Raw genomic sequence first — 25349 nt, forward strand, 5'->3', positions numbered from 1 at the left:
AAACGGAGAAACGGAGAAACGGAGAAACGGAGAAACGGAGAAACGGAGAAACGGAGAAAGGGAAAAGGGAGGCAGGAGACACGGAGACAGGAGACAGGAGACGGGAAGGCGGGAGAATACACCCGTAGGGACGGCGCGCCGTGCCCTTCTCCCGATTCCAGGCAAATCCTGATGTTCCGGGAATCAAGAAATCCGTCATCCCGTCAAAATCCGCAATGCTGTCAGAACCCGCAATCCTGACAATACCCGTCATCCCGGCGAAGGCCGGGATCTTGAACGACATGTGGACTGCCCATGACGCTGTGTAATAGAACCACCCCTCAAGATCCCGGATCACGTCCGGGATGACATGGTTTTGTCGTGTTCCCGCCTCCCGGGGATCGGTCAAAAGGGCACGGCGCGCCGTGCCCCTACGGATATTTCCGCATATATTCCCTCACCTGTTGGGTGTTCTCCACCCTGTAGGGGCGATTCACGAATCGCCCATGTAACGAATTGGACGGTGATAACCGCATTGGGGATGCCATACCGTGTTGGATGCCGATGGTGATTTCGAATGCGGTTTGCTGGTGCCGGGGCGTTTGTTTTCCCGCACCTCCCGGGGCGTTTGTTTTCCCGCACCTCCCGGGGCGTTTGTTTTCCCGCACCTCCCGGGGCGCGGGAAAACGGGCGGATATGGAATCCGCCCCTACGGGGGACGGCGATGGGTTGGATGTTTTATGGGGTGTTGTTTGTCCTTGATCCTAAAACCTAAAACATAAAACCTAAAACCGTCTTTTCCCGTCTCCCTTCCTTACAACTTATTTTCCCACAAATACGCGGACAGCGCGATCTCCTCGATATCATCGTGTTCGGGCTGCCACTCCATGGTCTGCATGAGTTTGGCAGGGTTGGAGATCAGATTGGCCGGGTCGCCGGGTCTGCGGTCCACTTCCTTTGTTACGAAATCCACCTTGCTGACCTTTTTCACCGCATCCACGATTTCTCTGACCGTATAGCCTTGCCCGTAGCCGCAATTGAAGATGCCTGAAGGCTTGCCTGCCTCCAGGTGGTTCATGGCCAGGACATGGGCATCGGCCAGGTCGGTCACGTGGATGTAATCCCTGATGCAGGTGCCGTCCTTGGTGGGGTAGTCCGTGCCGAAGATTTTCAGATGGTCGCGGCGGCCCAGGGCGGTCTGGGAGGCCACCTTGATCAGGTGGGTGGCCTTGGGGGTGCTCTGGCCGATGCGGCCCTTGGGGTCGGCACCGGCCACATTGAAATAGCGCAGGATGACGAAGGAAAAACCGGGATGGGCCGCATTGGTATCCTGGATGACCCATTCACTCATCAGTTTGCTCCGGCCGTAGGGATTGATGGGGTCCAGGGGGGATTTTTCGGTCACGGGGACGATTTCTGGCATGCCGTAGACCGCGGCCGTGGAGGAGAAGATGAACCGGGGGATCTTGTGCTTGACGGCCAGACCGATGAGCTCGGTGGTGTTGTTGGTGTTGTTGATGTAGTATTTGATGGGATTGGTCACGGATTCCGGCACCACGATGGACCCGGCGAAATGGAGGATGCCGTCGAACCGTTCCCGGGCCATGAGGGCGGCAAGTTTGTCCGTCTCGGCCAGGTCCCCCACCTCGAGGCGCGCCGGGGGCAGAACCGCGTCGGCATGGCCCGTGGAGAGGTTGTCGTAGACCACGACGTCATAGCCCCTGGAACACAGGGCCAGGGTGGTGTGGGAGCCGATATAGCCGGCACCGCCGGTAACGAGGATCTTGGGCATGGATGCCTCCTGGATATGATGGTTGGAATAACGTCGGACAGCGGACACTCCGGTACCGTTTTAACATGGATCTGCCAAGCAAGAAGAGCGCCCAAACGGTCTTCGGTCTTGCCATTTACCGGGAATTTTGAAAGGTAGAACCGGTTTGCAGGCCTTTTTTGCATGGCTATTATCCCGTATCGTTGCAGGGGACTTCTTGTCCGTCATTCATGGACCTAATCCGGGGGGGTCCGGTGCTCGAATCCTCGTTGCCTCTTGGAGAGTGCCAAGGGTGCAAAAATCCCGGACTGTGCCGGGATGACGGCACGGGCCGGAGGAATCCGGCGGCTATCGGGGCCCGGCTTGCACGTTTTCACGATTACTCACCTATATATATGACCCCCTGCATTGTTGCACGGTTGGCTGCAAGCACGGTATCAAACGGCGTGTTCAGTCAGCAGGGGATTGTTCCGACCACAAGGAGGATACAACCGTGGCCCATGGATTTGTTCTCAAGGAAGAACGTCACATCGAAGAAATAGCCGCTGTCGCCTATATATACGAACACGAAAAAACCGGGGCCCGGGTGCTTTCCATTGTCAACGACGATGAAAACAAGGTCTTTGGGATCACCTTCCGGACCCCGCCCAAGGATTCCACAGGGGTGGCCCATATTCTGGAGCACTCGGTCTTGTGCGGTTCGCGCAAGTATCCTGTCAAGGAACCCTTTGTGGAGCTGCTCAAGGGGTCGTTGCAGACCTTTTTGAACGCCATGACCTTTCCGGACAAGACCTGCTATCCCGTGGCCAGTCAGAACGTCCAGGATTTCTATAATCTGGTCGACGTGTATCTGGACGCGGTGCTCTATCCCCGGATCACACCGGAGATCTTTGAGCAGGAAGGGTGGCATTACGAGTTGGAGAACCCGGACGATCCCCTTGCCTACAAGGGCGTGGTCTTTAACGAGATGAAAGGGGTCTATTCCTCTCCGGACAGCCTGCTCGGGGAATATTCCCAGCACGCGGTTTTTCCGGACACCCTGTATGGGCTGGAATCCGGGGGGCATCCCGAGCATATTCCCGAGCTGACCTATGGGGCGTTCAAGGAATTCCACTCTACCTATTATCATCCCTCCAATGCCTGGATCTATTTTTACGGGGATGACGATCCCGAGAAACGGCTGGAGATTCTAGCTGAATATCTGGACGATTTTTCCGCCAAGGAGGTTGCGTCCTCCATTCCCCTGCAACCGGTCAAAAAGGGCGGTGGTGTCCTTTGTTATCCCTTTGCCGCGGGCGAGGGCCAGGACAAGGGCATGACCACCCTGAACTGGCTTCTGTGTGAAACGACCGATGCCCGGGAGAATCTCACCCTGCGCATCCTGGAGTATATCCTGGTGGGCATGTCCGGGTCTCCCCTGCGCAAGGCCCTGATCGATTCCGGTCTCGGAGAGGATATGGCCGGTGGAGGGCTTGAGGACGAACTCCGTCAGCTGACTTTTTCCGCCGGGCTCAAGGGGATTGATCCCAAAGATGCTCCCAGGATCAGGGGGATCATCATGGCCACCCTGGAGAGTATCCGGGATCAAGGCATTGGCGAGGATCTCATCGAGGCCGGACTGAACACGATCGAGTTTGCCCTGCGGGAAAACAATACCGGGGCCTATCCCCGGGGGCTTCTGGTCATGCTCCGGAGTCTGTCTACATGGCTGCATGATGGGGACCCCTTGAGTGCGGTCTGCTTCGAGCCGGTCCTTGGAGAGATCAAAGAGGCCTTGGGACGGGGGGAAAGGGTTTTCGAGGATCTCATCACGGTCCATCTGCTCGACAATCCCCATATGGTCCAGGTTGTTCTTGAACCCGACAAGGAATTGGGGGGAGTGATCGAGGCCAAGGAAGCAAAACGCCTCGCTAAAGTGAAGGACAAGATGACCCCGGAGGAGATCCGGGAGGTTGTGTCGAGGACTTCACGGCTCAAGGAACTCCAATCCGCCCCCGATGCCCCCGAGGATCTGGCGACCATTCCCTGCCTCACGAGGGGAGAACTCGATCCCACGGTGAAGACCGTGCCCCTTGCAGAAGAAGAAATCCAAGGTACTCCGGTCCTTTTCCACGATCTGGAGACCAGCGGGATCGTCTATCTGGACCTGGCCCTGGACCTGCACAACATGGTCCAGAAATATCTTCCCTATGTCCCCTTGTTTGGCCGGGCATTGTTCGAAATGGGTACGGATACCCAGGATTATGTTGCTTTTGGTAGGCGTATCCGGAGAAAGACCGGCGGCATGGGGGCGTCCCCCTTCACGGCGTCGGTTCTCGAGCAGCGGGATGGGTTGTGCAAGCTGATGCTCCGCGGCAAGGCCATGGCTGCAAATTTCCAGGAACTCATGGATATTGCCCGTGACGCCCTTTTGCGGGTCAACCTTGATGACAAGGACCGGTTCCGCCAGATCGTCACCGAAGAAAAAGCCGGCCTGGAAAGGGCCTTGATTCCTTCGGGGCATGTTCTGGCCACCCTCCGGGTCCGCTCCAGGTTCAACGAGGCGGACTGGGCCCAGGAACAGATGGGTGGGGTCAGTTACTTGTTTTTCTTGCGCTTTTTGTTGGATAAGATCGATACCGACTGGGAGGTGGTCCGCCGCAGCCTGCAGGAGATCCGGTTCGCCCTCGTGGACAGGGCGTCCATGGTCGTGAACGTGACCACGACCGCGTCCATCTGGGAGGGGAACCGGTCCGTCGTGCGCGGTTTTCTCGGGACCATGCCAGAAAGGGGGCTGAGCAAGAACACCTGGCTGCCCGTATGCTCACAGGATAACGAAGGGATGACAATGCCGGCCCGGGTCAACTATGTGGCCAAGGGAATGGATCTGTATGCCGGAGGGTATACCTACCATGGTTCGGTCAACGTGATCACCAGATATCTGCGGACCTCGTGGCTCTGGGAACAGATCCGGGTTCTCGGGGGGGCATATGGGGGATTCTGCGGGTTCGATCGCCAGTCGGGTTTGATGACCTTTGGCTCGTACCGGGACCCGAATATCCTTTCCACACTGGAGGCCTTTGACAAGTGCTCGGATTTTCTGGCTTCAGCGCCGCTGGACCAGGCCGAGATTGAGAAGGGGGTCATCGGGGCCGTTGGTGGAATGGACCAATATCTGTTCCCGGATGCCAAGGGGTTTACCTCCATGATCCGCTACTTGAGTGGTGTCAGCGATGGGGACCGTCAGGTTATCCGTGACCAGATTCTGGCCACGGAAAAGGAGGATTTCAGGCGTTTTGGCCAGGTACTTGGGAAATCCCTCTCCAGGGGGTTTGTCTCGGTCCTTGGCTCGGAGGAGGGAATAGAAGAGGTCAAGGATACAATCGATCTGGTGGAGGTCTTCGGGGTGCTCTAACCAACCGGCCCCTGGATCTGCACCGGGGGTGCTCCGGAACCGTTGTCACGCGGCTGTCACCAATCCATGCTAATCTGTCCGACCGGATATGCCTGATCCGAGGGCATGTAACCTATGCCGTATTGAGGGTACACGTGATATGAGCGACGACTATCCCAAGAAAGATATGGAAAGGGCGGAGAGTTCTCCGGACGATTTTTTCGACCAGTTGCATCCGGCGGACGCGGCCGATCATCTGGGGAATCTTCCCCTTGAAGAGCAGGTGGCAACCGTGGGGGATTTTTCTGCGGAGGATGCGGCCGAGTCCATCGCGGAGATGGATTCGTACGACCGGATCCCCCTGATGACCCAGCTGCCCCCCGCACAGGCCGCGGATATCCTGACCCTGATGTCCCCGGATGATGCGGCGGATACCGTGGCCGAACTCGATCCCGATGTCCGCAAGACCATCTTTCGCGAGATCCATCAGGAGGACGCCGCAGAGATCAAGGCCCTGCTGATGTATGATCCCGACTCGGCCGGCGGGGTCATGAACACGGAGATCCTGGTCCTGGACGAGAATCTGACAGCGGACCAGGCCATCGCCGTAATTCGCAGGCAGGTCGAAGAGTCCGAGATCCCCTACTACGCATATATGGTCGACCGGTACCGCCATTTGCGCGGGGTCCTTTCCCTGCGGGATATCATGGTCAGCCGTGGAGGAAAGAAGCTCCGGGAACTGCTTGTGGAGCAAAACCTCATCTCCGTTCCCTTTGATACGGACAAGGAGGAGGTGGCCCAGCTCATCGACCGGTACAATTTTTTGGCCCTTCCGGTTGTCGACCATGACCAGCGCATTCTGGGCACGGTCACGGTCGACGACGTCATCGACATCATCCAGGAGGAGGCCAGCGAGGATATGCAGCAGATGGTGGGTGCCGGTGCGGACGAGACCATCGACTCGCCGTGGGGATACTCGTTGAAAATGCGTATGCCCTGGCTTTTCGTCAATCTGCTCAACTCTGGGATATCCGCATGGGTCGTCCACCTCTTCGAGGGATCCATCGAGCAGATGGCCATCCTGGCCGTGCTCATGCCCATTGTGGCCAACCAGGCCGGGAATACGGGGCAGCAGTCTCTGGCAGTGATGATCCGTCAGCTGGCCATGGAGCGGTTCGATCGAAAAAAGGTCTGGATCGCCGTGGTCAGGGAGGCCAAAATCGGATTGGTCAACGGGTTGATTATCGGACTGGCAACATTTTTGGGGATTGCGGCCGTGTTCCAGCGTCCCTTTTTGGCCACGGTCATGGCCATGGCCCTGCTCTTTGACATGTTTCTGGGAGCGGTGGCCGGGGCATCCATCCCCCTTATCCTCAAGGAACTCGGACGAGACCCCGCCCAGGCCTCGAGTATCTTTTTGACCACCCTGACCGACAGTATGGGGTTTTTTGCCTTTCTGGGTATGGCCGGGGTTTTTCTCCTCTGAACCCGGCCATACAAGGCCGGGCTCGAGAGATCCTCATCCGGGGCGGTTGCGTCCATTCTTGACGGCAGGATTGGTTGGGAAGGGGGGCGTTTATCCACGCACGGATTTTGGTGCCCATCCCGGCGGCCTTTTACGTCTTTTCTTGAGCGGCCAGCAGGTGGATGGTCAGCATGATGAAGTCCGCCTCGGTGACGATGCCCAGCAGCCGTCCTGCTTCGACCACAGGCAGGCATCCGTATTTGTTTTTTAGGAGAATCCCGGCCGCATCGACGAGGCTGTCCCCGCTCTCGATGGTTTGGGTATCCTTGCGCATGACTTCTCGAATAGGGATACCGGCATCGATTTCCCGCTGGGTCTCCCTATCGATCCCCGCCAGCTTTGATACCGCAGCCGACAGGATGTCGCGTTGTGTGATCAGACCGCTGAATTGGTTGGACCCGTCGACGACCGGGACATGGCGTATCTTGGCCAGTTGCATGACCGAGCGGGCCGCGCTGAGGGTGTCGTTTTCCTTGAGGGTGATGACTTCCGTGGACATGACGTCTTTGACCAGTAGCATGGGGTCCTCCTGTCGCTCGAGGTTTGAGGAATGTCCGGAGAACGGATGGTTGAACTATGGCCCAAAACGGGCCATTGGGCAACCCTGCCGCAGAGCTGCCGCTCCGGTCGTGGATTGACTTGGGGGGGGAAATCTGGTTTGCACACTACTACGTCGAAGAATTGTCACACATACAATGGTCTTTTTTGAGAAGGAATTTTCTACCAAGGTGAGAACACGCGGACCGCACACTCCGACCGCCAAGGTCGGCTATAAGAGAAACCGGGAGAGGATGATCAGGGAACAGCTTATGGCCCGCGGGATCACCGACAAACACGTCTTGCGGGCCATGTGGGACGTTCCCCGGCATCTGTTCGTGGATGAGGCCCTGCAGGCCCAGTCCTATGAAGACAACGCCGTGCCCATCGGGTATGGTCAGACCATATCCCATCCTTACACCGTGGCCAAGATGACCTCGATCTTGGCCCTGGAGCCGGGAATGAAGGTTCTTGAAATCGGGACGGGCTCAGGATTCCAGGCCGCCGTTCTCGAACGGTTGGGGGCCAGTGTCTACACGGTCGAACGGATCAAGCCCCTTTTTGTGGCCGTGCGTAAGCGGTTGGTGTGTATGCGTTGTTTCAATATCCACTGCAAGCTGGACGACGGGACCATCGGATGGCCGGAAGCGGCCCCTTTTGACCGGATCATCGTCACTGCGGGGGGGCCCGAGCTGCCTCTCCCCCTTGTGGACCAATTGGCCGATCCGGGATGCATGGTCGTGCCCATCGGCAGCGAGAAACGGCAACAGCGGATGATCATGGCCTGCAAGGAGAATGGTCGGGTGACCACGAGGGATTGTGGCCAAGCGGCCTTTGTCGATCTTGTCGGTACCCATGGGTGGTGAAACGGATTCCTTATGAACATGATGCGCTCAATGCTCGACCGGTTGTGGGAGATCTCGGCCAGAAAGGGTGCCGAGCGGGTCCTCATGGGGGTCTCCTTTACCGAGGCCATCTTTTTTCCGGTCCCGCCGGATCTGCTGCTCCTTCCCATGGGGCTGGCCAACCGGGAGCGGGTCTTCAGGCTGGCATGGATCTGTCTGCTTTTTTCCCTGGCCGGTGGCGTGATCGGATACGGTATCGGTTACTACTTCATGGAGACCATCGGCACGCCGATCATCGGATTCTACGGTCTTGAAAAACAGTATGCAGAGATCCAGGTCTGGTACGATACCTATAGTGCCTGGGCCGTGACCATTGCCGGGCTGACCCCCATTCCTTACAAACTCTGCACCTTGACGGCCGGGGCCTTCAAGGTCAATTGGCCCGTGTTCATCGTTGCCTCGGCCATCAGCCGGGGGGTCCGGTTTTTCGTTATTGCCGGGCTGATCCGCTGTTTCGGAGAAACCGCCAGGGAGTTCTTGGAGAAACGGTTCAATCTGGTCGTTACGGCGGCCCTGGTTCTGGTTGTTCTGGGGTTCGTGGTTTTGAAGTATGTGTGAATGGAATCGGAAAATGTTAGAAGTGGTTGAAATTTTAGAGAGTTAAGAGATTTTGGGCCTTAGAGCGTTGGGAAGTTTTTGGCATGTAGGGATGTTCAGAGATTTCAGATTACTTACAATTAGGCAGGAGAATTATTATAATGGCTGACCAAAATTCATGCCCGGGTGGGGGCGAGGGAGGGGGGAGCGCCAATGCTTCCAAGATGATCCAGGACCGGATGATCTCTTCAACCCTTTCAAAAATACGGCACAAACTCTTTGTCATGAGCGGCAAGGGGGGCGTGGGCAAGAGCTCCCTCGCCACCAACCTGGCCGCGGCCTTGTCCGCACGGGGATTCCGTGTCGGGCTGCTTGACGTGGACATCCACGGGCCCAGCGTGCCCCATCTGCTCGGACTCAAGGGACTTTTGGATATCGACCGCGGGAGTATCCTCAAGCCCAAACGGTACAACGACAATCTTTCGGTCATCTCCATGGAATCCTTGCTCAAGGATCCGGATCAGGCCGTCTTGTGGCGGGGCCCCATGAAGACCAATGCCATCAGGCAGTTCATTGCCGATGTGGAATGGGGCGAACTCGATTTTTTGGTCATCGACTCCCCCCCGGGGACCGGGGACGAACCCATGACCGTGCTCAAGACCGTTCCCGAGGCCCTGAGTGTCGTCGTGACCACCCCGCAGGAGATATCCCTGGCCGACGTACGCAAGGCGATCAATTTTTTGCAGTACGCCCAGGCGAACATCCTCGGTGTGGTCGAGAACATGAGTGGTTTGATCTGCCCCTATTGCCAGAAGGAGATCGACCTGTTCAAGAAGGGCGGCGGCAAGGACCTGGCCGACAAATATGGGCTGGATTTTCTGGGTGCCATCCCCCTGGACCCGGCGACCGTGGTGGCCGGAGATCTTGGCAGCCCCGTCGTTTTCCTCGACGAGGACGTGCCCGCCAAGAGGGCATTTCTTGCCCTGGCCGACACCATCAGCACCCGTGCTGCGGAATGTTTCGAGTCCGTATCGTCCATCCACAAGTGATGCCATGGGGCGCATGAGCTCCCCAGGATGGAACCATGAAACAATGGATCACCGTTTTTGTTCTTTTTTGGGGGTGTCTCGCGGCCTGTATATCATGGGGTGGGACCATCTATTATTATGAAGGACCTGACGGGGTTCTCCATTTTACCGATGTTCCACTGACCCACCACTATAGACCTTTTGTCTTTTGGGGTCGGGCGACCGGCAAGGACAAGAGGCGGGTCAAGGCCCTCATAAAAAAGTATTCCTCGCATTACGGGGTGGACGAAGACCTGGTCCAGGCCCTCGCTCATGTGGAATCGCGGTACGACAGCCAGGCCGTTTCCAGGGCCGGGGCCCAGGGGGTCATGCAGATCATGCCCGGGACCCAGAAGGATCTCGGGCTGGACACGCCCTTTGATCCTGCAGCCAACGTGGAGGCGGGCATCCGGTATTTCAAACAGATGCTGGACCGGTTCGGCAATACCCGGTTGGCCCTGGCCGCCTACAATGCCGGTCCGGGGCAGGTGGACAAGTACAACGGGATCCCGCCGTTCCCGGAAACCCAAAAATATGTCCAGGATGTTTTGACCATGTATGCCAAGTTGCGTAAGAAACCTAAATTCTCGGGCGGGTAGCCCGTCCTATTGGGTAGAGGGCCCATCCCCGTTGTGTGTGACGAGGAGCCGTGGGCGATAGCCCGTCCCTCTGTCCTGCCGGACCCCCGAAAAAGAGGCGTGGCTTTTCGTCCCATCCTTATTTTTGTTCACCCCAAACCCTGTAGGAACCTCCCCCATGTTCAACGCTGCCAACATCCTGACCTTTGCCCGGATATGCGCGGTCCCCCTTATCGTTCTTATCCTCTATTTTCCCGGAAGGATTACCTGTCTGGTCGCATTGTTGCTTTTTGTTGCCGCGTGCCTGACGGACTATATCGACGGGGTGGTTGCCCGGAAATACAATCTGGTGACCAACGTGGGCAAGTTCATGGATCCCATTGCGGATAAGATTCTCATTGCCGCGGTGTTGATCATGCTCACCGAACTGCATTGGTTGCCCGGCTGGATCGCCATCGTCATCATCAGTCGGGAGATTATCGTCACCGGCCTCCGGGCCATTGCCGCGGACCAGGGAAAGGTCATTGCTGCGGACATGCTCGGCAAATCCAAGACCCTGACCCAGATGTTCGCCCTTGGCCCCCTTATCCTCCATTATACCTGGTTCGGCTTCAATCCCGCTCCCCTGGGAACGTTTATTTTGTATATCGCTCTTATCCTGACCGTACTATCCGGGGTGAACTATCTGCGTAATTTTTATAAGGTCTGGATGGAGTGAGCCGGTCCCGGATTTTCCGGAGTCGTGCGTGGAGGACGGTTTGACCGTTGTGCTGACGAGCGGTGCCGGACGAGTGGTCGGCCCATGTGTTGCGGGGCGGGACCGAACGGGGGGGAGATGGTGATCGCCCCGGGTTTGGTCTATGGTTGGGGCGTGATAAACCAGGGCAGCAAAGGAGAATCCCATGGCACAGATCGATGGCTTTTTTGAGATGATGCACAAACTCGGGGCCTCGGACCTGCACCTTTCCGCCGGGTCCCAACCCATCATCCGTTTGCGTGGGGAGATGCAGCGGATCAAATACAAGTCCATGGAGCATGACGGGCTCAAGACCATGCTTTACGAGATTTGTCCCGAGGCCAAGGTCAAGCAGTTCGAAGAGACCGGGGATATTGATTTTTCTTATGAAGTACCGGGTATCGCCAGGTACAGGGCCAATTTTTTCATGCAGCGCCGTGGGGTGGGCGCTGTTTTCAGGGAGATCCCCCAGAAGATCCTGACCATAGAGGATCTCAACCTTCCGGATATCCTCCGGAGTCTGGCCGTGCTGCCCAAGGGGCTCGTGTTGGTCACAGGGCCCACCGGGAGTGGTAAATCAACGACCCTGGCCGCGATCATCGACTACGTGAACAAGACCCGCAAGGACCATATCCTGACCATCGAAGACCCCATTGAGTTCGTCCACGAGCCCAACAGTTGTTTGATCAATCAACGTGAGGTGGGCAGGGATACCAAAAGTTTCCAGGCCGCGCTGCGCGGGGCGTTGCGTGAGGACCCTGACGTGATCCTGGTGGGAGAAATGCGGGATCTGGAAACCATCCAGCTCGCCCTGGAGGCTGCTGAAACGGGCCATCTCGTTTTTGGGACCCTGCATACCATTTCCGCGTCCAAGACCATCGACCGGATTATCGAGGTCTTTCCGGGGGATCTGCAGGGACAGATCCGGTCCGGTCTGGCCGATTCCTTGCGGGCCGTCGTCGCCCAGACCCTGTTCAAGCGGGTAGACCGGCCGGGCCGGGTCGCCGCCCTGGAGATCCTCGTTGCCACCCCTGCGGTGCGCAACCTTATCCGCGAAAGCAAAAATTTCCAGATCAATTCGGTTATCGAGACCGGCCGAAAATTCGGGATGCAGGCCCTGGACGACGCGATCATGAAGCTGGTCGAGGACCACGTTGTCGATCCCCTCGAGGCGTACAACAAGGCCGTCAACAAATCCAAGTTCAGGGATCTCCTGGCCGAACCACCCACGGACATCACCGAAATGTAGAGGAGGGAGAGTATGCAACGGTCCCAGCTCGACCGCCTGGTGGGGCAGATCATGGCCAATGGGCCGGATACGTCGGATATTATCTTCACGGTTGGCAAACCCATCCAGACGGAGGTGCACGGCCAACTGATCGACGGCGTGACCAGCCCCTCGCTGGGGCCCCTCACGCCGTTCCAGGTGGAGTCCATCGCCATGTGTATGATGGGAACCAACATGCGACTTTTCAGGGATCAGGTATCCACCGGTTCCTGTGACCTTTCCTATGAATTGCCGGGCAGATTCCGTTTCAGGGTCAATGTGCTCGGACAACGCGGTTCCCTGGCAATCGTCATGCGCAAGCTGTCAATGAACGTCCCCACCATGGACCAGCTCGGGCTGCCGGAGATATTTTCCCTGATGTCCAAGGAAAAATATGGCATGATCCTGGTCACGGGGGGGACCGGGACGGGGAAATCAACGTCGCTGGCCGCGCTCATCAACACCATCAATGGGACGTTTGCCAAGCATATCATAACGCTGGAAGATCCCGTGGAATATGTGCATCCCCACAAGAAGGGAACGGTCAACCAGCGTGAGATGGGCGTGGATTTTAACAGCTTTGCTTCCGGGTTGCGTGCCGCCCTGCGGCAGGCGCCCAAGGTCATTCTGGTCGGGGAAATCCGTGACCGGGAAACCGTGCAGATTGCCCTGGAGGCAGCGGAAACCGGCCATCTTGTATTGGGAACCCTGCACACCAGTGACGCGGGGCAGACCATCAACCGTATCATCGGGATGTTTGATCTTGCCGAAGAGCGGCTGGTCCGGTCCAGATTGTGCGAGAGCCTCAAATTTGTCGTTTCCCAGCGTCTTTTGCCCAAGCAGGGCGGAGGAAGGGTGGCCGCCTTTGAAATATTGAGGAACACCCTGCGCATCAAGGATGTGATCACCAACGGTGAGACAGAGGAAAAGACCTTCTACTCCATCCTTGAGCAGGGCGCTACCTACGGTATGGTTACCTTTGACCAATATCTGGTCAACCTGTACCAGCAGGGTCTCATCGATGAAGAGGCGGCCATGCTTTCGGGGTCGGATCGGTCCCGCCTGGGGCAGATGCTCGACAAAATCAAGTCCCAGCGAGGAGAGAAGGTCACCAATATCGAGGGGTTGGAGCTTGATCTCGAATATGGCAAGGGAGTGTGATCATGGCCCCCGGGCCCAAATTGTTTGGCAAGGAGTGAGCCGTTCATGGACGTACAATGTTCTTCGTGCCACAAGGTCATCCAGATACCGGATGCCAAGGTCCCCACGGATGCATCGTTCTCATTTGTCTGTCCCTATTGCCGTGAACGGGTAAGAGTGGACGGGACCCCATCCCCAAAAGCCGGGGAGAATGATCCGCCCACGGAAAAACGGCTGGGCCCTCCAGAGGACGCCTCTACGGTGGATCCCGACTCCATTCCCCCGAACACGGCTGTTGCCTTTGTATTTGTCGAGGACGAGGCGTGGCGGATTGGAGCGGAAAAATATTTCCAGTCCATCGGTCATTTTTGTGTTGTGCCTAAAAACGTGGAGACTGCCAGGGCCAAACTAGCGATCCAACACCACGACGTGATCCTGGTCCAGGATTCTCCGGCATCCGGAAGTCTCATGGAGGTGATCGATTCGTGGCGTGGCTTGGACCGCCGGGCGTGTGATGTTGTTCTTTTGAGCAAGGAGATAGAGAGTCTCGCGCCCGAAGAGGCCTTTTTGCGGGGTGTGAACACCTGTTTGTGTGTGGAGGACCGGGGCCGGATCGAGGAATTGCTCGGGGCATGTCTCAAGGAGTACGAGCTTTTGGTCATGCCCTGGGAGCAGGCCGGTAATGCGGAGTCGGCTGTTTGATGTGCGTTGTGGCGAGCGCGGACGGATTGCAGGCACGGGTAATGAACTGTCTGCAGACGATTCTGGATCTTGAATATGTTCTGGACCGGATCGACCCGGACGGAATGTTGGTTGATGATTTCAACGAACTCAAGGATCTCGTCGCCCATGCTGCAGAATGGGATCTTGAGGAAACGCTCGTCAACCGGATTGAACAGGCGACTGCCTCCTTCCTACACGAACTCGATCTGCCCATGGCCTTGACCGCCTCCCAAGGGACGACCAGAACGCTCCAATGAGGGTGCAATGATCTGGATGCGTATCATATTTTTGGGATTTTGTATCCTCGATGCGGCCCTGGCCCTCCAACTTGTTTTGGGTGACCATGGTGTCATGGAATATGTGCATCTGCGCAGAACCCAGGAGCGGTTGTTGGAGCGTATCGATACCGTGTCCACACACAATATGGCCCTGAGCCAGGAAATCCGTTTACTCAGGAAGGATCCTGACTATGTGCAGCGGGTTGCCAAGGCGGAACTGAATTTTGTCAGTGACGGCGAGGTGCTGTATATTTTCGAGCATGGGAGTCCGTGAGCGGGATGGTGGTTGTCGGCACTGCCCCGGTGGCCGGGACGAGAACAGGAAACGGGCTGAACAATACATCCCGTCCTATTATCCGGAGAGATGATTATGCAGGATAAAATCAAAGTATATGAAGAGATGTTGGCTCTAGAGCCCCGTTCCAAGCTTTTTTTCCCCCTGGGCAAGATGCTCGTTGCGACCGGAGAATTCACCAGGGCCAAGGAGGTGATTCTTCAGGGACTGGGGGCCCATCCGGAATATCTGGAAGCCCGTTTGCTCTTGGTCGAAGTATTGTCGAGGCTTGATGACCGGAAAGCCCTTATGGACGAGACCCGGCGGATCGTCGACGTTCTGGCGGGGTATACCGGGTTCTGGAAGGAATGGGACGGATTGCTCGCAGCGGAAGGTGAACGGGATACGCGGATCGGCTTGCGCTTTGTCCACGGCTACCTGCAGGGCACCCCACTGGCGTGGGGGGATGTCCTCGAAAGAGGGTGCGCCCAGCTTGTGCCCCAGGACCAAGACTCTTCCTTCGGGACCGAAGAGGCCGCCACGCCGGACGGGACCGGAATGGCCGTGGATGGTACGGACGCTGTTCCTGCGGACCCATCCCCTGCGGACGGAGAACCGCTGGGAACGGTGGATAGGGACCAGCGGGGTGCTGGAGACACGCCGGAACAGACGGTGGTGGCTGGAGAGGATGGGCACCCCCCAGTTGCACCTGGGGTGGATCAGGGGGGTGTGGTTGGATCTGAGGACCCGCTTGAAGAAGAGGCGGGGGCTACCGATGGGCCCCTTGAGCGTGCCGACCCCCCCGAGAGCGTGGGGGTACCCGAGGACGATGGAGATGCCGATGAGGTTACGGACATTCCCATTGAGGCCGAGGTGCGGACCAGAACAATGGCCGACCTGCTCATGCACCAGGAGGAATTTGGTCAGGCCCTGGGGGTCTATGAAGCCCTGTGGCGGGAGTGTCCCCCTGGAAAAGAACGGCGGGACCTGGAAGGGGCCATGGAGGTGGCCAGAGAAAGAGACCGTGAGACGAAGCCGGAAGAAAATCAAGGGGTTGAAACGGACGGAGCCGACCGGACCGACGACAAAGAAGATATGATCAATACCCTTTCAGCCCTTGCGGACCGGTTGGAAGAAAGGGGTGCCGGCTGAAGCTGGAACCGGCGAATGTGCGTAAGATCATCCATCCATAAAGCCCGTCCCGGCATCTCTTTTGGGGCCTTAGCCCCGTGGAGATGAGGGATGGGCACTTTTCTTGCCCCACGCTGTCGGCTCTCCATGCGTCAGGATCGTCGGGGATGCTTCTTTCCCGGCTGTCCCTGTCCGATCGTGGTACAGGCTGGTTCAGGAGCACATGGGGGGGGAGAGCGTTTGAACCGGTGGATCAGATCAGCGCGGATTTTTCCATGTTCGCCAGATAGAACGACTGCTTGTCTTTTAATGCCTGGAGTTTACGCTCCATTTCCTGCCGTTTTTTTATCTGCCAGGCCTCATGCCGGGCGATGTTGTTGCGGACGCTGAGAAATGTGTAACCCAGTCCCCAAACCGAGAGCAGGGCTGCGATGAATGTGACAATGATGATCAGTTCCATGAACGTTCCTTGGGGTTGTGGGTATTCGGCGTTGGCGGGCAATTTTGTGGGAAACACCGTATGTTCAGGCGATCAGGATGCAAGAAATTCGTCCAGGGTGTCCTGATCGAGGGAGCCCAGCAGGACGAGGATTTCCTCGATGGGTTTGCCCCGGCCAATACTTTTTTGGTATTGTTTTGCCTTTTGGAGTTGTTGCCTGGTGATGAGCGACCGCTGCAAGAGTTGCATGGCGATATTCGTCTGACTGGGTTGTTTTGGAGATTCCTTGTCCGGAGCAGGCTGACCCTGGTCTTTGGGCACGGACTGGTGTGCGGATTCCGCCTGTGATTTGAGTGTTTGGGTCTCCTGGACCATTTTTTTGTATCTGCGGACGAGCTCTTCTTCCTGGGCCTGGAGATCCGAGAGCCGTTTGGATTCCCATTGTTTGAGGCCCTTGAAGACGAAGGCGTCGATAATCCCGAAAACGAGCACTATGATGCAGGAATAAAAGATGATCATGGTGTTTTTCCTTTGGTATATTGTTGGGGTGAACAAACAGGAAGCGGAAGTTTTTTCTTCTCAAACCGATACCGCGGGAGGGGTGGATGTTCCTGGGCTCCATATGGAACGAACCCCGTCCCTCCACGACTTCTCGGCCCCGGGCCGGAACGCTGCCCCCGTCCGTTTCAATGTTTGCCAGATATTGTCACATATAAGATACATAAAAGACTTTTTACTTGCCTACACCACCGGTTATAAATAATCAAATCGATTTGTCATGCAGAGGAGGAAGTAAGACGTATGCATAGATTACTGCTTTTGGTCTGTTGCCTTTCGTGTTGCCTGGGATGTTCCATGCTCAAGACGAGTAAACGCTGGTATAAGGACTATATCAATCCCACCCCCAAGGTGGATCTGGCTGTCCAGGCCGATGAGGAATGCGCACCTACTGGGTTCGCCGATCTGTTTGTGCCCGTGGACACGAGGCTGAACGCCCTTGAGCGGGATCTTTCCACCCAGGACACCTATCCGCGGGACGAATGGTTTGATGTTTTTTTGCAGCGCTACCCATGGATCGGGAACATCGTTGCGGTCAACGTCCATGGTGAGGTCCTGGCAGAGAGGGAAATCGATCCGGGATACGGTGGTGGGATCGACTACGCTTCCCTGTGCGGCGGGGATGATTGGAAGGACCGCCTACCCAGGGCGACCATCCTGGCCTCCGATGCGGGGAATATTGTCTGCCTGGCCATGCCTTTTTTCAAGGACAGTGCTTGGAAGGGATGCCTCATCGTATCTTTTGCCTTTGAAAAACTGGCCGGTTACAGCCCGTCGCCCCAGAAGCTGGTCATCCTGGGACAAGACCGGGAGGTCCTGTGGCCCGGGGGGTATGCCAAAGACATCCAGGGACTGGCCAACCACGATTGGTCGAGCCTCTTGGAGGATCGGAGCAGCGGCAGGTTTTCAACGTCCCAGGGAACTTTTTTCTGGTTGGGACGGAGTCTTGCCGGCCGTTGGTTGGTATACATCTCACGGATCCAGGGCGGATGACCGCTCCCCGGTTGAACTGAATGTTTTTTTTCGGTATGCATAAACATGTTCCTTCAATATAAAGAGGCCCGGAAATTATGGATGGAATGAGCCAACGTCAGGACGGAACAGCGAAACAAGGAGGGTCTATGCGTCAGGTAACGGTCACGGAGCATCTTCTTGTCCATCAACGGGAATCGGACATGGCAACCGGGCGGTTCACACGTCTTCTCAACGAGATCGTTCTCTCGGCAAAACTCATTTCCCGGGACGTCACAAAGGCCGGGCTGCTCAATATTCTGGGCAAGACCGGTGAGGTGAACATCCAGGGAGAGGAGGTACGCAAAATGGATGATTACGCCAATCGCGTACTCATCCACCGTCTGGAAAGGGCCGGGGTGCTTTGTGCCATGGCCTCCGAGGAGAATGCCGATCTCGTCGAGATCCCCGAGACTTTTCCCGTTGGGGATTATTTTTTGGCCTTTGATCCCTTGGATGGATCGGCCAATATCGATGCCAATGTGAGCATCGGGACCATCTTCGGGATCTATCGCCGCAAGGGGGGGAGCGGAAGAAATGTCACCCTTGGCGAGGTGCTCCAAAAGGGCGCGGAGCAGATCGCTGCGGGATATGTCATCTATGGGTCCTCGACCATGCTCGTGTACACCTCCGGAAACGGGGTCAACGGGTTCACCCTCGATCCGAGCGTTGGTGAATTTTTGCTCTCCCATCCGAATATCCGTATCCCCGAGGAGGGGAAGATCTATTCGGTCAACGAGGGGTACTGGGATTTTTGGGACGAACCAACCCGTGAGTCGGTCCAGTATTTCAAATCCCCGGGCAACCATAACGGTAAGGTCTATTCCATGCGGTATATTGGTTCGCTCGTCTCGGATTTCCACCGTAACCTGCTCTACGGGGGAATATTCATGTATCCCAGGGACCATCGTGATCCCAAGAAATCGCGGGGAAAACTCCGGTATCTGGTCGAGGCCGCTCCCATGGCCATGATCGCTGAGCAGGCCGGAGGGATGGCCATCGACGGAACCCGCCGTATCCTGGACATTGAACCCGAGGAAATCCACGCACGTGTCCCCCTCATTGTCGGATCCAGGCATGAGGTGGCAAAGGTGCAGGAGATATATGCCAAACACCTAGGGGCCGCCAACTAGCATGCTCTGCCTTGGGATTGAAAGTTCGTGTGACGAAACCGCCATGGGGCTGGTGGAGAACGGGAGCCTTCTGGGTGAGCGGATAGCCTCTCAGGTGGATATGCATGCCGTGTTTGGAGGGGTTGTCCCGGAACTCGCATCCAGGGAACATCTCAGATGGTTGCATCCGATCATGGATGGTCTTTTGGAGCAGACCGGTCTGTCGGTAGCGGACATCGATTGCGTGGCCGTTTCCAGGGGGCCGGGGTTGCTTGGGAGTCTGCTCGTCGGACTCGGATTTGCCAAGGGGCTTGCCTATGGGCGCGGGATTCCCCTGACGGGTGTGAACCATCTTCTGGCCCATCTTTTGGCAGTGGGGCTTGAAAAAGAACCCGTCTTTCCGGCCATCGGCCTTCTCGTCTCCGGGGGGCACACCCATCTATACCACATGCGCTCTCCCCTGGACTGCGAACTCGTCGGAAGAACCCTGGACGATGCAGCGGGAGAGGCGTTTGACAAGGTGGCGAAACTTCTCAATTTTCCCTATCCCGGAGGGAGACATATCGATCGGTTGGGGCACAGAGGTCTTGCCCAGGAACGGCTTTTCCCCCGTCCCTATTTGAACAACGACAATCTCGATTTCAGCTTCAGTGGCCTCAAGACCGCTGTCCTGCAGCATGTCCGGAAGCATCCGCACCTCGTTATGCAGTCAATGGATACGGTCCTCGATCCGGAATACGAACCTCCGGCGGAGTTATCCCGGCTGTGTGCCTCGTTTACATGGACGGTTGCCGAAACATTACGGGTAAAGACGGAGCGGGCCCTGGATCGTTACCCTGACTCCAAGGCGTTGTATGTCGCCGGGGGGGTGGCCGCCAATTCCGTTGTCCGCAGGGTCATGGATTCGGTTGCCAGGAAGCGGGGGAAGGCCCTTTTGCTGCCGTCCCCCGGGCTGTGCACGGACAATGGTGCCATGATCGCCTTTTATGGAGAAATCCTGGCCCGAGCGGGACTTTTCCACTCCCTTGATCTGGAGGCTATCCCCCGGGGTAAGCCCATGGCGTGGGACTATGGGAGTTGACAGGATCCAGGTAGGCCACTATTTACAATCATTCACGCATAACCAAAACCGAAATGCCGCTTACCGCTTGGTGCGGGTGGCTACATGACCAAAGGAGAATGACATGGCAAATCAGGTAGCGGACAGCACATTCGAGACAGAAGTATTGCAGAATGACCTGCCGGTCTTGGTTGATTTCTGGGCACCTTGGTGTGGCCCCTGCAGAGCCATCGGTCCTGTTGTCGAGGAACTCGCACAGGAGTATGAAGGCAAACTGGATATCGTGAAGATGAATGTGGATGAAAATCCTTCAACTCCCAGCAAATATGGTATCCGTGCCATTCCTACTCTGATCCTTTTCAAGGGCGGTGAGGTGGTCGAACAGGTTACCGGTGCGGTCTCCAAGACGAGCCTCAAGCAGATGATAGATGAAAAGGCTCTGTAATCATGAAAGTTTATGACGCGGTAGTTATTGGGGGCGGTCCGGCAGGTGTCACGGCCGCCCTCTATCTTGCTAGGGCGGGTGTCTCTTTGGCCTGGATCGAACAACTGGCCCCGGGCGGCCAGGTCCTCAACACCGAGGTCATCGATAACTATCCAGGTTTTCCCAAGGGAATCAAGGGATACGAATTGGCCGATCTCTTTGCCGCACATGTGGAAGAATACGAAATGGACCGGCTGCATGATGAGGTGGTAGAGGTCCGTCCCGAACCTGGGAACCACCAGATCAAGGTGGGGGACACATGGATAGGTGCCAAAGCCATGGTCGTATGTACCGGGGCAAAGTGGCGCAAGCTCGGGATTGACGGTGAAGAGCGCTTGACCGGAAAGGGGGTTTCCTATTGTGCCCTGTGTGACGGGAATTTTTTCCGTGGACAGGATGTGGCCTGTATCGGCGGCGGGAATACCGCCCTTGAGGAATCCCTGTATCTGGCCAAAATTGTCAATAAACTCTATCTGGTCCATCGCCGGGAATGTTTTAGGGGCGATCGGATCTACCAGGACAAGGTCCTGGCCCATCCCAAGATAGAACTGGTGATGGACGCCGTTCCCAAACGGTTCGAAGGGGAAGACGGGGTGGACGGTCTTCAGGTCGAAGACGTCAAAACCGGTACCCAACGGACCCTGCCGGTCAGTGGCGCGTTCATTTTTATCGGGCTCGAACCGGCCGCAACGTTCCTTCCGTCCATGGTCAAGCGGGACGAAGGGGGGTTTTTGGTCACGGATATGTCCATGGCCACCAATGTACCCGGTATCTTTGCGGCCGGGGACATCTGCTCCAAAACATGCCGTCAGGTCGCCACTGCGGTCGGCGACGGTGCGACAGCCGCGCACAGCGCGGGCCTTTATCTGGAAAAACTCAATGGTTAAAAGAAGTTTGCAGTTTTTTTGCCTGAGCCTGATGGTGCTGTTTTGCTCCGGCTGTGGGGTGATAGATTACGTTTTTCTCTCCCCGCCCGAGGACACCGCCCAGGAACTGGCCGAATTGGGGAACGGGGCCATGCAGGAGAAGGAGTATGCCAAGGCCATCGAATACTTCCAAAAACTCCGGGATAGATACCCCTTCAGCCCGTTCACCACAGCGGGTGAATTGAGCCTCGGGGACGCCTATTTTCTGGACGAACAATACCGGGCAGCAGCAGAAACATACAAAGAATTCGAATCGTTGCACCCTCGTAACGAGTCTATTCCCTACGTGCTGCTCCAGATCGGTATATCGAGCTACAACCAGTTCGAGTCCATTGATCTCCCCCAGGACAATATCGCCGAGGCACTGGAATATTTCCGCCGGGTCAAGGCGGAGTATCCAGGAACCAAGTTTTCTGCCAAGGCTGATACATATATACTCAAGTGCAAGCGGTATATAGCCGAACACGAGATCTTTGTCGCCGATTTTTATTGGCGCAGTGAGCGGTACGAGTCCGCGTGGATGCGGTATGAATACGTGGTGGCCCACTTCCCGGATCTTCCGGATATCGTCGAATATGCCCTCTCCAGGGCCAAGCAGTCCTATGTCAAGTACCAGGAGACCCGTTCCACCCTTGTTCGGGAAAAGGAGCAGGGGAGCTGGAAGCGGTGGTTTGATTGGTTGTAAGAGATTGGGGCTAATATAAAATGTAGGATACAGGGAGTTCACGTTGTATGTCCTGATCCGTCCACATAGTTTGTAGGGGCACTCCTTGCGGGTGCCCCTTTTTTTGTCCTGTGTCCTGGAGATGGGCTGTGCTTTTGTACCAAGTTGCCTGATCGCAGGCCCCACGGCTGGGAGCAGGCAGCGCCATCCCGGATTTGATCCGGGACCTTTCGGGGGGCGGCTTTTTCCGAGATACCCATTGACGAACTATCCAGAATAGCAATACAAAATAGCGGCGAAAGCCGCTATTTTTGTTCCAGACACACTGCAGGGAAATCTATGGATATATCAAACGACCTAAACGTTATACCTGTTGATGACGCGCTCTTTGCCGAGGCCTATGCGGCCCTTGATCCATCAAGGCGGAGTGTACTCAAGAAATGGATCGCCCGGTTCCATCTTTACTGGGGGAGGGATAGGGTGGAGGAACGTTCCGAAACCATCCACTGGGACCAGGGGAGTGCCACCACCTCGGTCACCAAACCGCTTGACTGGTCGCTTGTGGTCCTCTCCGAGACATTTGCCTCTCCCGCTCAGCTGTTGGCATTGATCATGCCCATGCTCCTCTCCGGAACGAAACATGTTTATGTGGTTCGGGAAACCACCGGAGCCGTGTCATTCCCCGTCCCCCTGCTCGTTGCCATGGAGCTGGCCGGGCAGGAGAACGTTTTTGCTGCAGCCGCTGGAGAACTCCCCGGATTGGTTGGGACGTTTTGGCGGGGCCATGGCTCTCGCGGCAAGATTTTCTGCCTGGGTGCGCCGGCTCTCGAGTCGTTGGCAAAGGATGGAAGCTTCGGTATGGATGTATGGTCGCCCGGAGCTGAGCAGCGGGCAGGGGTTTGGGTCGATCCTGACGTGCGCAGCTGGGATTGGGAGACCCTCGCCTGGACATTGGAGGGAACCCGGGTGCATGTGGGGGGCGCTGACCCGGGGAATCTGCCCGACCATTTTACACGGCGTGGGGCATCCTTAAAGGATTTTATGCGTTGTGATTTTGGGGCGCTCTATCTACCCCGTACGCATGATTTTTCACGCATACCATTGGTCCCGACATTTGGTCCCGGGCAAGAAGGGGGATGGCTCTGGCCTGGGATCACGCCCGGGACGTTTTCCACCACCACTGTCATTTGGCATGGTAATGACCCAGAACACGATGAGGAAAGACATGGCCGCACCTAATTCCTATCTGAAAAAACTCCGTAATATCGGCATCATTGCACACATCGACGCGGGCAAGACGACCCTGACCGAGCGGATCCTGTTCTATACCGGACGGATCCACCGCATGGGTGAAGTCCATGACGGCAGTGCGACCATGGATTACATGCCCGAAGAACAGGAGCGCGGGATCACCATTGCCTCGGCATGCACGACCTGTACATGGGACAATCATGAGATCAATATCATTGATACCCCGGGCCATGTGGACTTCACTATCGAGGTGGACAGATGCTTGCGTGTTTTAGACGGTGCTGTTGGCGTTTTTTGTGCCGTAGGCGGTGTCGAACCCCAGAGCGAGACCGTTTGGCGGCAATCCGCCAAATACGGGATCCCCAAACTGGCCTTTGTGAACAAAATGGACCGGGCCGGTGCAGACTTCGCCGCGGTTCTGGAATCCATGCGTACCAAGCTGGATGTGCTCCCGCTGCCCCTGCAGATACCGGTGGGCGAAGGGAGCGGTTTCAACGCCGTCATCGATGTCCTCTCCATGCGCAAGGTTGTCTTTGACCAGGAATGCCGGGGCACCGCGTACTCGTGGCATCCACTGGACGGGGCCGAGGAGGAATTGGCCCTGCCATGGCGGGAAAGGGTCCTTGAGACCCTTGCCGAGCATGACGACGGGTTTATGGAAATCTATCTCGGCGGGGAGGACATCCAGGAGGACCTGATCCGGGAGACCATCCGCAAGGGGACGCTGGCCATGGATTTCGTTCCTGTTTTTGCGGGGTCGGCGCTCAAGAATATCGGGGTACAGACGTTCCTGGACGGAGTGAACCGGTATCTTCCGTCCCCCCTGGACGTTTTCCCGGCCCAGGGCATCGATCCCCGGTCAAAGGAGGCCAAGAGGTTCGAGGTTTCCCCCAAGGAACCGCTCTCCGCCCTTGCCTTTAAGGTCAGTATGGCTTCTGGCCGCAAGACCGTTCTCATGCGGATCTATTCGGGGACAATCGAGGCCGGTCAGACGGTTTACAACGCCACTCAGGACAGGGATGAGCGGGTGGCCAGGTTGTTCCTCCTGCATGCCGACCATAGGGAAAAGCTGACCACTGCCCGCGCGGGACAGATCGTGGCTGCGGCCGGTATGAAGAACACAAGGACCGCGGACACTCTGTGTTCCAGAAACGACCCCCTCATTCTGGAGCGGATCAGCGCGTACAAGCCGGTTATTTCTCTGGCCCTGGAGCCCAAGAACGCCACTGAGGAAGAAAAGCTGGACCAGGCCTTGAGCAAGATTCTCCAAGAAGATCCGACCCTTGTTTCGGGCAGGGACAAGGACACCGACCAGACCATCCTTTCCGGTATGGGGGAATTGCATTTGGATGTCGTCCTGGGACGGCTCAAACGTGAGTTCAAGGTGGATATGCGCGCGGGCAATCCCCAGGTTGTATTCCAGGAGACCATCGGTGGGAGCGGGGAGGCCGATGCGGTCTTTGACAAGGAACTCGGGGAGACATCACATTACGGACATGTCCGTTTGGCCGTTGCGTCCCGTGCCCGCGGAAAGGGCAACCATATTGTCAGTGAGGTGGATAATACGGTTTGCTCGGCCGCGTTCCTGGATGCTGTTTACAAGGGTGTTGAGGACGGGCTGCAAAGTGGAGTGCTCAAGGGCTATCCGGTCCAGGATGTCCGCGTAATGGTCCTGGATATAGAGGATACGGACAAGCGGTGTACCGAGGTGGGATTCCGCATGGCTGCAGTATCCGCCCTCAAACAGGCGTTGGGCCAGGCCGGCCCGCTGCTTCTGGAACCGATCATGGCCGTGGAGATCGGGGTTCCCGAGGAATTCGTGGGCGATTGCATCTCGCTTTTAGGAATAAAGGGGGCCCGGATCGAGAACATGTTCGACCGGGCCGGACAAAAGACCGTCCAGGCACTGGCCCCCCTCCGGGAGATGTTCGGCTTCTCCACGTCCCTGCGTTCCGCCACCCAGGGCCGTGCCGGGTTGTCCATGACTTTTGAAAGATTCGACGTGCTGGATTAGTCCCTCACT

25 protein-coding genes are annotated in these 25349 nt (G+C 56.9%); 21 read left to right on the plus strand and 4 right to left on the minus strand.

From position 1 onward, the window contains the following. Nucleotides 1-793 precede the first annotated feature (793 nt). A complete protein-coding gene (galE, locus tag ACY692_RS03905) occupies nucleotides 794-1771 on the minus strand; it encodes a UDP-glucose 4-epimerase GalE (RefSeq protein ID WP_462324031.1) in 978 nt (325 codons plus the stop codon). Nucleotides 1772-2243: 472 nt separating this feature from the next. Between galE and ACY692_RS03910 the strand changes: the two genes are divergently transcribed. Together ACY692_RS03910 and mgtE are read left to right on the plus strand one after the other, a co-directional pair. After that, nucleotides 2244-5144: an insulinase family protein gene (locus tag ACY692_RS03910; protein WP_462324032.1), complete on the plus strand. Its 2901-nt coding sequence runs from the start codon at nucleotides 2244-2246 to the stop codon at nucleotides 5142-5144. Between the two features lie 139 nt (nucleotides 5145-5283). Next, nucleotides 5284-6609, plus strand: coding sequence for a magnesium transporter (gene mgtE, locus ACY692_RS03915; protein WP_462324033.1), 1326 nt, complete (start codon nucleotides 5284-5286; stop codon nucleotides 6607-6609). A gap of 130 nt (nucleotides 6610-6739) precedes the next feature. Here the strand turns inward: mgtE and ACY692_RS03920 are convergent, their stop codons facing one another. Further along, a complete protein-coding gene (locus ACY692_RS03920) occupies nucleotides 6740-7168 on the minus strand; it encodes a CBS domain-containing protein (protein ID WP_462324034.1) in 429 nt (142 codons plus the stop codon). A gap of 208 nt (nucleotides 7169-7376) precedes the next feature. Between ACY692_RS03920 and ACY692_RS03925 the strand changes: the two genes are divergently transcribed. The 11 genes from ACY692_RS03925 to ACY692_RS03975 all read left to right on the plus strand — a co-directional run bounded on the left by ACY692_RS03925 (nucleotide 7377) and on the right by ACY692_RS03975 (nucleotide 15842). Next, nucleotides 7377-8051 (plus strand): protein-L-isoaspartate(D-aspartate) O-methyltransferase, encoded by a 675-nt coding sequence (locus ACY692_RS03925; protein WP_462324035.1) that lies wholly within the window; start codon nucleotides 7377-7379, stop codon nucleotides 8049-8051. A gap of 12 nt (nucleotides 8052-8063) precedes the next feature. Further along, nucleotides 8064-8648, plus strand: a complete 585-nt coding sequence (locus tag ACY692_RS03930; protein WP_462324036.1) for a YqaA family protein — start codon at nucleotides 8064-8066, stop codon at nucleotides 8646-8648. Nucleotides 8649-8788: 140 nt separating this feature from the next. After that, complete coding sequence (locus tag ACY692_RS03935; RefSeq protein ID WP_462324037.1) at nucleotides 8789-9676, plus strand: P-loop NTPase; 888 nt, start codon at nucleotides 8789-8791, stop codon at nucleotides 9674-9676. 35 nt (nucleotides 9677-9711) lie between these two features. Beyond that, on the plus strand, nucleotides 9712-10293 hold the full coding sequence (locus tag ACY692_RS03940) for a lytic transglycosylase domain-containing protein (RefSeq protein ID WP_462324038.1): 582 nt from the start codon (nucleotides 9712-9714) through the stop codon (nucleotides 10291-10293). A 157-nt stretch (nucleotides 10294-10450) separates the two neighbouring features. After that, the gene (pgsA, locus tag ACY692_RS03945; protein WP_462324039.1) at nucleotides 10451-10990 is read left to right on the plus strand and encodes a CDP-diacylglycerol--glycerol-3-phosphate 3-phosphatidyltransferase; all 540 of its coding nucleotides are present in this window, start codon (nucleotides 10451-10453) and stop codon (nucleotides 10988-10990) included. 184 nt (nucleotides 10991-11174) lie between these two features. Further along, on the plus strand, nucleotides 11175-12257 hold the full coding sequence (locus tag ACY692_RS03950; protein ID WP_462324040.1) for a type IV pilus twitching motility protein PilT: 1083 nt from the start codon (nucleotides 11175-11177) through the stop codon (nucleotides 12255-12257). Between the two features lie 12 nt (nucleotides 12258-12269). Then, entirely contained in the window at nucleotides 12270-13436 is a 1167-nt protein-coding gene (locus tag ACY692_RS03955) for a type IV pilus twitching motility protein PilT (RefSeq protein WP_462324041.1), read from the plus strand. Nucleotides 13437-13481: 45 nt separating this feature from the next. After that, nucleotides 13482-14117, plus strand: a complete 636-nt coding sequence (locus ACY692_RS03960) for a zinc ribbon domain-containing protein (protein ID WP_462324042.1) — start codon at nucleotides 13482-13484, stop codon at nucleotides 14115-14117. A 41-nt stretch (nucleotides 14118-14158) separates the two neighbouring features. Beyond that, on the plus strand, nucleotides 14159-14395 hold the full coding sequence (locus ACY692_RS03965) for a hypothetical protein (RefSeq protein WP_462324043.1): 237 nt from the start codon (nucleotides 14159-14161) through the stop codon (nucleotides 14393-14395). Between the two features lie 7 nt (nucleotides 14396-14402). Next, nucleotides 14403-14690, plus strand: a complete 288-nt coding sequence (locus tag ACY692_RS03970) for an FtsB family cell division protein (protein WP_462324044.1) — start codon at nucleotides 14403-14405, stop codon at nucleotides 14688-14690. A 96-nt stretch (nucleotides 14691-14786) separates the two neighbouring features. Then, nucleotides 14787-15842 carry a tetratricopeptide repeat protein gene (locus ACY692_RS03975; protein WP_462324045.1) on the plus strand — a complete coding sequence of 352 codons (1056 nt, stop codon included), beginning with the start codon at nucleotides 14787-14789 and terminating at the stop codon, nucleotides 15840-15842. Between the two features lie 232 nt (nucleotides 15843-16074). Here the strand turns inward: ACY692_RS03975 and ACY692_RS03980 are convergent, their stop codons facing one another. Further along, nucleotides 16075-16281, minus strand: a complete 207-nt coding sequence (locus ACY692_RS03980; RefSeq protein WP_462324046.1) for a hypothetical protein — start codon at nucleotides 16279-16281, stop codon at nucleotides 16075-16077. A gap of 72 nt (nucleotides 16282-16353) precedes the next feature. After that, complete coding sequence (locus ACY692_RS03985; protein ID WP_462324047.1) at nucleotides 16354-16779, minus strand: hypothetical protein; 426 nt, start codon at nucleotides 16777-16779, stop codon at nucleotides 16354-16356. 282 nt (nucleotides 16780-17061) lie between these two features. Here ACY692_RS03985 and ACY692_RS03990 point away from each other — a divergent pair, with 282 nt between their 5' ends. The 8 genes from ACY692_RS03990 to fusA all read left to right on the plus strand — a co-directional run bounded on the left by ACY692_RS03990 (nucleotide 17062) and on the right by fusA (nucleotide 25340). Beyond that, on the plus strand, nucleotides 17062-17811 hold the full coding sequence (locus tag ACY692_RS03990) for a hypothetical protein (protein WP_462324048.1): 750 nt from the start codon (nucleotides 17062-17064) through the stop codon (nucleotides 17809-17811). 128 nt (nucleotides 17812-17939) lie between these two features. Beyond that, nucleotides 17940-18962 (plus strand): class 1 fructose-bisphosphatase, encoded by a 1023-nt coding sequence (gene fbp, locus ACY692_RS03995; protein ID WP_462324049.1) that lies wholly within the window; start codon nucleotides 17940-17942, stop codon nucleotides 18960-18962. A 1-nt stretch (nucleotide 18963) separates the two neighbouring features. Continuing rightward, nucleotides 18964-20022: a tRNA (adenosine(37)-N6)-threonylcarbamoyltransferase complex transferase subunit TsaD gene (gene tsaD, locus ACY692_RS04000; protein ID WP_462324050.1), complete on the plus strand. Its 1059-nt coding sequence runs from the start codon at nucleotides 18964-18966 to the stop codon at nucleotides 20020-20022. Between the two features lie 103 nt (nucleotides 20023-20125). Then, nucleotides 20126-20446 carry a thioredoxin gene (gene trxA, locus ACY692_RS04005; RefSeq protein WP_462324051.1) on the plus strand — a complete coding sequence of 107 codons (321 nt, stop codon included), beginning with the start codon at nucleotides 20126-20128 and terminating at the stop codon, nucleotides 20444-20446. Between the two features lie 2 nt (nucleotides 20447-20448). Further along, the gene (locus ACY692_RS04010) at nucleotides 20449-21372 is read left to right on the plus strand and encodes an NAD(P)/FAD-dependent oxidoreductase (protein ID WP_462324052.1); all 924 of its coding nucleotides are present in this window, start codon (nucleotides 20449-20451) and stop codon (nucleotides 21370-21372) included. Beyond that, nucleotides 21365-22096 carry an outer membrane protein assembly factor BamD gene (locus tag ACY692_RS04015; RefSeq protein WP_462324053.1) on the plus strand — a complete coding sequence of 244 codons (732 nt, stop codon included), beginning with the start codon at nucleotides 21365-21367 and terminating at the stop codon, nucleotides 22094-22096. The genes ACY692_RS04010 and ACY692_RS04015 overlap by 8 nt, the downstream gene beginning before the upstream one ends. A 318-nt stretch (nucleotides 22097-22414) precedes the next feature. Beyond that, nucleotides 22415-23314, plus strand: a complete 900-nt coding sequence (locus tag ACY692_RS04020; protein ID WP_462324054.1) for a hypothetical protein — start codon at nucleotides 22415-22417, stop codon at nucleotides 23312-23314. Further along, nucleotides 23289-25340, plus strand: coding sequence for an elongation factor G (gene fusA, locus ACY692_RS04025; RefSeq protein WP_462324091.1), 2052 nt, complete (start codon nucleotides 23289-23291; stop codon nucleotides 25338-25340). Before ACY692_RS04020 ends, fusA begins: the two co-directional genes overlap by 26 nt. The last annotated feature ends 9 nt before the right edge of the window (nucleotides 25341-25349 follow it).

Source organism: Desulfoplanes sp. (genome assembly GCF_054921335.1).